Origin of the sequence: Dietzia sp. CW19, from assembly GCF_014145265.1 — a bacterium.
In the GTDB taxonomy this organism is placed as follows: domain Bacteria; phylum Actinomycetota; class Actinomycetes; order Mycobacteriales; family Mycobacteriaceae; genus Dietzia; species Dietzia natronolimnaea.
This window is the reverse complement of the sequence record NZ_JAALEE010000049.1, coordinates 1-6,169: the sequence shown is the minus strand read 5'-3', so window position 1 is coordinate 6,169 and position 6,169 is coordinate 1. Positions and strand designations below refer to the sequence as shown.

6 protein-coding genes and 1 pseudogene are annotated in these 6,169 nt (G+C 69.2%); 3 read left to right on the top strand and 4 right to left on the bottom strand.

Annotated elements, in window-relative coordinates; translation table 11 throughout:
• Nucleotides 1-246: helix-turn-helix domain-containing protein (locus tag G6021_RS01845; RefSeq protein WP_182640543.1), on the bottom strand; the 246-nt coding region annotated here is incomplete at its 3' end.
• Between the two features lie 69 nt (nt 247-315).
• On the opposite strand from G6021_RS01845, the gene leuC reads away from it, so the two are divergent.
• From leuC to G6021_RS01830, 3 genes are all read left to right on the top strand, one after another.
• Nucleotides 316-1,782, top strand: a complete 1,467-nt coding sequence (leuC, locus tag G6021_RS01840) for a 3-isopropylmalate dehydratase large subunit (RefSeq protein ID WP_182640542.1) — start codon at nt 316-318, stop codon at nt 1,780-1,782.
• Between the two features lie 5 nt (nt 1,783-1,787).
• Complete coding sequence (gene leuD / locus G6021_RS01835; RefSeq protein WP_182609742.1) at nt 1,788-2,393, top strand: 3-isopropylmalate dehydratase small subunit; 606 nt, start codon at nt 1,788-1,790, stop codon at nt 2,391-2,393.
• Nucleotides 2,394-2,536: 143 nt separating this feature from the next.
• Nucleotides 2,537-2,917: an HU family DNA-binding protein gene (locus tag G6021_RS01830; RefSeq protein WP_179525501.1), complete on the top strand. Its 381-nt coding sequence runs from the start codon at nt 2,537-2,539 to the stop codon at nt 2,915-2,917.
• 9 nt (nt 2,918-2,926) lie between these two features.
• Here G6021_RS01830 and G6021_RS01825 read toward each other — a convergent pair whose 3' ends face one another.
• The 3 genes and pseudogenes from G6021_RS01825 to G6021_RS16880 form a co-directional block, all read right to left on the bottom strand.
• On the bottom strand, nt 2,927-3,847 hold the full coding sequence (locus G6021_RS01825; RefSeq protein WP_182640541.1) for an NUDIX domain-containing protein: 921 nt from the start codon (nt 3,845-3,847) through the stop codon (nt 2,927-2,929).
• On the bottom strand, nt 3,844-5,940 hold the full coding sequence (locus G6021_RS01820; RefSeq protein ID WP_182640540.1) for an RNA degradosome polyphosphate kinase: 2,097 nt from the start codon (nt 5,938-5,940) through the stop codon (nt 3,844-3,846). The genes G6021_RS01825 and G6021_RS01820 overlap by 4 nt, the downstream gene beginning before the upstream one ends.
• Nucleotides 5,937-6,169 (bottom strand): annotated as a pseudogene (locus G6021_RS16880) (2-phospho-L-lactate guanylyltransferase); the annotation flags it as partial. The gene G6021_RS01820 and the pseudogene G6021_RS16880, both read right to left, overlap by 4 nt.

Sequence of the window (6,169 nt, the reverse complement as noted above, 5' to 3'; positions counted from 1 at the left end):
GGCCTCCGCCAGGGAGTCCGCGGCGTGCGCGGCGAGCTTGGCCAGGCCCGGGCCGAGGCTCCACACGCCGGCGTCGTCCCGGGACAGGAGCTGGTGGATCTCGAGGCCCACCGCGAGCCGGTGGGCGGTGGCCCGGGGGAGTCCGGTGCGCTCGCAGAGGTCGGCCAGGACGCACGGCTGCTCGGCCACCGCGTGGAGCACCGTCATGGCTTTGTCGAGGACTCCGATCCCGCTATACTGTCTCACAGTTCGACTATAGCGTCCTACATGGTGAGAATCCATCGGTTCGACACCCGGGCGTGGACTGGAGGCGTGATGAGTGTGACACCGTCCGGAGGTGCCCGGGGCCGAACCCTGGCGGAGAAGGTCTGGGACGACCACGTGGTGGTCAGGGGCGAGGGGGAGGGCGAAGCCCGTCAGCCGGACCTCATCTTCATCGATCTCCACCTCATCCACGAGGTCACCAGCCCGCAGGCCTTCGACGGACTCCGGCTGGCGGGCCGCGGCCTGCGCCGTCCGGACCTCACCCTGGCGACCGAGGACCACAACGTCCCGACCGACATCGTCGGCGGGGCCGTCAACCTCATCGCCGACCGCGTCTCACGGACCCAGATCGAGACGCTGCGCACCAACTGCGAGGAGTTCGGGGTCCGGGCGTACCCGATGGGTGACCCGGGGCAGGGCATCGTCCACATCATCGGGCCCCAGCTCGGCCTGACCCAGCCCGGCATGACCGTCGTGTGCGGGGACTCGCACACCTCGACCCACGGAGCGTTCGGCTCCATCGCGATGGGTATCGGGACGTCCGAGGTCGAGCACGTCATGGCCACCCAGACACTGTCGCTGCGGCCGTTCAGGACCATGGCCGTCACCGTCACCGGCGAACTGCAGCCGGGGGTCTCCGCCAAGGACCTCATCCTGGCCGTGATCGCCCAGATCGGGACGGGCGGGGGTCAGGGGCACATCATCGAGTACCGCGGCGAGGCCATCGAGAAGCTCTCGATGGAGGCGCGGATGACCATCTGCAACATGAGCATCGAGGCCGGCGCCCGGGCCGGGATGATCGCCCCGGACCAGACCACTTACGACTACCTGAAGGGGCGGCCGCACGCCCCCGCCGGGGAGGAGTGGGACGCCGCCGTCGAGTACTGGACCGGCCTGCGGACCGACGATGACGCGGTGTTCGACACCGAGGTGGTGATCGACGGCTCCGCCCTCACCCCGTTCGTCACCTGGGGCACCAACCCCGGCCAGGGTGTGCCCCTCGGGTCCACCGTCCCGCACCCGGAGTCCTTCGGGGACGAGAGCGACCGTGTCGCCGCCGAGGGTGCGCTCGAGTACATGGACCTCGAGGCCGGCACCCCGATGCGCGACGTCCCGGTGGACGTGGTCTTCGTGGGCTCGTGCACCAACGGGCGTATCGAGGACCTCCGGACCGTGGCGGAGATCATCGACGGCCGCGCGGTCGCCGAGGGTGTCCGGATGCTGGTCGTCCCGGGATCGATGCAGGTGCGCCAGCTCGCCGAGCAGGAGGGCCTGGACAAGGTGTTCACCGCGTTCGGCGCCGAGTGGCGTCAACCGGGGTGCTCCATGTGTCTCGGGATGAACCCGGACTCACTCGAGCCCGGCCAGCGCTGTGCCTCGACCTCCAACCGCAATTTCGAGGGCCGCCAGGGCAAGGGTGCCCGTACCCATCTCGTCAGCCCGGCGGTCGCCGCGGCCACGGCCGTCGTCGGCCGCCTGGCCTCGCCCGCCGATCTCGAGCCCGCGAAGGGGGCCTGATCATCATGGAGCCGATCACCACCCACACCGGCATCGGGGCGCCGTTGCACCGGTCCAACGTGGACACCGACCAGATCATCCCCGCCGAGTACCTCAAGCGCGTCACCCGCACCGGTTTCGAGGACGGACTGTTCTCGTCCTGGCGAGCGAACGAACCCGACTTCGTCCTCAACCGTTCCCCGTACGACCGCGCCTCGGTGCTCGTGGCGGGTCCGGACTTCGGCACCGGCTCGTCGCGCGAGCACGCGGTCTGGGCCCTGAAGGACTTCGGCTTCCGCGTCGTCATCTCCTCGCGCTTCGCCGATATCTTCCGCGGCAACTCCGGCAAGTCCGGACTGGTGGCCGCGCAGGTCGAGCAGCAGAACGTCGACCTGCTGTGGAAGATCATGGACGAGCGTCCGGGCCTCGAGTTGACCGTCGACCTGGGGACCCGGACCGTGACCGCGGGGGACGTGACCGTCCCGTTCGAGATCGACGACTACACCCGCTGGCGCCTCATGGAAGGTCTCGACGACATCGGGCTCACCCTCCGGCAGGCCGATGCGATCGCGGAGTTCGAGCAGCGCAGGCCGACCTTCAAGCCCGTCACCACGCTGCCCGGTCGCGGCTGACCGACCGGGCACCTGGCGGCTGACCGACCGGTCCGGAGTCACGTCCGGAACGCTCCCCGTGACGGCAACGTGTGAGTATGCTTATATTTCGTATGACGCGGTGCTCTGCCGCGTCGGCGTACTCACCCTAAGGGGGATCCCTCGTGAACAAGGCCGACCTGATCGCCGAGCTGGCGGAACGGATGGACGGAGACCAGCAGCTCGCCACCGAGGCGCTGGAGAACACTCTCGACATCATCGTGCGGGCGGTGGCGGCCGGAGAGTCCATCACCATCATGGGATTCGGCATCTTCGAGAAGCGCGCACGCGCGGCGAGGGTCGCGCGCAACCCGCACACCGGTGAGTCCATCCCCGTCCCACCCACGTACTCGCCGGCGTTCCGGCCCGGGCAGTATTTCAAATCCGTCGTGCAGGGCACCGAGACCCTCCCCGAGGGTCGCCTCGCCGCCAAGCGGTCCAGTTCGCACCAGTCCTTCGGCGGTGTCGGGAAGAACGGTGTCAACCACCGCGACAAGGTCAGCTGAGCGCCTGCCTCACCGCACGGGGAGCGGGCTCGGGTAGTGGTCGGCGAACACCAGGGTCCCACCGTCGAACCCCAGCCCCCAGGCGCCGGACTTCTTGGTCGAGGTGTCCCCCACGTCGATACCGGCACGTTCGGCCAGGTCGCCCAGGAGGCCGGGGATCGCGGTCCCCTGAGAACTCACCACCGCCACCCCGTCGCCGCCGGCGATCTCGAGGAGGCGGGCGCGGGCGGCGGCGGGATCGTCGAGGTACGCCTCGTCGCTCAGAACCGGCTCGGGTGTGACCCCGACCCCGAGCTCGTCGGCGAGTGGGGCCAGGGTCTGCTCACACCGCACCCGGGGGGCACTGTGGAGCCTCCGGACGCCGAACGCCCTGAGCATCGGGACCAGGAGTTCTGCCTGGGTGCGTCCGGCCTTGTCGAGCGGGCGCGACGAGTCGTCACCACTCCATTCCGAGCGGCTCCCCGCCTTGGCGTGTCGGACCAGCAGGAGGACAGAATCCACGGGCCGGGCCGCGGCGAAGCGCGTCAGGATCTTGCGGTCCAGTGCGTACGAGACCAGTTCCTTGGCCTCGTCGACCGGGAGCCACCGGATGTCGTCGACCTCGGAGTTGGGCTCGAAGCCACCCCCGGACGCGAGCGCGGACCAGTAGGTGACCTCCTTCCGGGTGTTCTCCTTGAGCGGGTACGCGGTGGTCCCGATCCTGGACTCGAGAGCCGCGGAGAACCCCGTCTCCTCCGCGATCTCGCGCACCGCGGTGACGGGCAGCGACTCACCGGGATCGACCTTGCCCTTGGGCAACGACCAGTCGTCGTACCGGGGGCGGTGGACCACGGCGCAGCGGGCGGACCCCCCGTCCATGCGGTACAGGACGGCCCCGGCCGCGGGGACCACCCGGACGCTGGTCCGGCCGCCGTTCGACTTCCTGCTCATCGGTCCCGGAACCCCGCGTGGACGGAGGCCATGCGCTCCTGGTGGTCGACCGAGTCGGTCCGGTCCCCGGGGGCGGGCATCCGCGCCCACGAGGCGTCAGGCCTCAGATGGAAGCTGCGCGTTGCCGGGTCGAGGGCGGAGTCGAAGATGCGGTGGATCTGACCCTTGAGCCGGGGGTCGGTGACGGTGGTCATCACCTCGACCCGGCGGTCGAGGTTCCGGTGCATCATGTCGGCGCTGCCGATGAGCACCTCGTCCGCCCCGCGGAAGTTGAGGATCCGCGAGTGCTCGAGGAAGCGTCCGAGGATCGAGCGGACGTGGATGTTCTCGCTGAGCCCGGGGACACCGGCGCGCAGGGCACAGATCCCGCGGACCACGATGTCCACCTGCACGCCCGCCTGCGAGGCCCGGTAGAGGGCGTCGATGATCTGCTCGTCGACCAGCGCGTTGGCCTTGAGCCGGATCCCCGCCTCGCGACCCTCGGCCGCGAAGCCGATCTCACGGTCGATCCGCTCGATGATCCCCGAGCGGATCCCCTCGGGGGCCACGAGCAGTCGTCGGTACTTGGAGACGTTGGAGAACCCGGTGAGGTGGTTGAACAGGTCCGTCAGATCGGAGACGACCTCCTCGTCCGCGGTGAACAACCCCACGTCCTCGTACAGGCGGGCCGTCTTGGGGTTGTAGTTCCCTGTGCCGATGTGGGCGTAACGCTGTAGCCGGTCGCCCTCCTTCCGGACCACCAGGCAGGTCTTGCAGTGTGTCTTGAGTCCCAGCAGGCCGTACACCACGTGGACACCGGCCTGTTCGAGCTCTCGCGCCCAGCGGATGTTGTTCTGCTCGTCGAAGCGTGCCTTGATCTCCACCAGTGCGACGACCTGCTTGCCGGCCGCCGCGGCGTCGACGAGAGCGTTGACGATGGGGGAGTCGCCGGAGGTCCGGTACAGGGTCTGTTTGATCGCCAGCACGTTCTCGTCCGCAGCAGCCTGTTCGATGAACCGCTGGACGGTGGTCGCGAACGAGTCATACGGGTGCTCGACGAGGACGTCGCCCTCCTGGAGGGACGCGAAGATGTTCCGGGCGGTCTCACGCTCACCGAATGCCGGGGGGGTGGCGGGGACCATCGCCGGATCCTTGAGGTCGGGCATGTCCAGACCGTGGATCTGCCACAGCCCCGTCAGATCGAGCAGTCCCGAGAACCGGATCACGTCCTCGGAGTCCACGTCGAGTTCGTGCTGGAGGATCCGGAGCATCCGCGGCGTCATGTCCTCGGCGATCTCCAGCCGCACGGCGGAGCCGAAGCGGCGGCGGGCGAGCTCGCGCTCGAGCGCCTGCAGCAGGTCCTCGTCACGGTCCTCCTCGACCTCCATGTCCGCGTTACGGGTCACGCGGAAGACGTGGTGCTCGACCACCTCCATGCCCTGGAACAGGTCGCCGAGGTGGGCCGCGATGATCTCCTCGGCGGGCACGAACGAGTACTCGTCCTCCGCGTCCCGGGCGACCCTGACGAACCGGGGCACGTTGTGGGGGATCTTGACCCGGGCGAAGTGCTCCTGCCCCGAACCGATGTCGCGGATGATCACCGCGAGGTTGAGGCTGAGTCCGGAGATGTAGGGGAATGGGTGCGCCGGGTCGACGGCGAGCGGCGTGAGGACGGGGAAGATCGAGTTCCTGAACAGCTCCGCCAGGGAGAACCGCTCGTCGGCGGTGAGCTCGCCCCAGGGCAGGATCCGGATCCCGTGTTGCTCGAGTTCGGGTCTGATCTCGTCGTGGAACAACCGGGTCTGCTCGTCGCAGAGCTCGCGGGTCCGGACACTGATCCGGCCGAGCTGCTCGGCGGGCGTCTGGCCGTCGGCGGATCTGACCGACAGACCCGTCTTGTCGCGGCGCTTGAGGCCGGCCACCCGCACCATGTAGAACTCGTCGAGATTCGACGCGAAGATCGCGAGGAACTTGGCCCTCTCGAGTAGCGGCAGGTCCTTCTCGCCCGCCAGGGCCAACACTCGTGCGTTGAAGTCGAGCCAGCTGAGTTCTCGGTTGAGGTAACGGTCACGGGGTCGGGGGAGTTGCTCGAGCACGGGGTCGTCTGCGGTCACCGGACCATTGTGGCCGATACCCCGGCGGAGCGAGCACGTTGACTCACGGAGGGGGTCCTCAACACCGCCGCGGTGGCCTCACCCACGGCGCGTCCGGTCAGTGCCAGGACGTCCTCGGGGGTGTCGACGTCGCGACCGGCCGCGCCCGAGGGATCGGCCCCGCCGAGCGGGACGGCACCACCCTCGGACAGGTGTCGGGCGGCGGAGTCGGGCCCGAACCGGGGCACGC

Bases quoted from the DNA above. Each gene is read 5' to 3' on its own strand.
- leuC (WP_182640542.1), top strand. From the start codon at position 316: ATGAGTGTGACACCGTCCGGAGGTGCCCGGGGCCGAACCCTGGCGGAG.
- leuD (WP_182609742.1), top strand. From the start codon at position 1,788: ATGGAGCCGATCACCACCCACACCGGCATCGGGGCGCCGTTGCACCGG.
- G6021_RS01825 (WP_182640541.1), bottom strand. From the start codon at position 3,847: ATGAGCAGGAAGTCGAACGGCGGCCGGACCAGCGTCCGGGTGGTCCCC.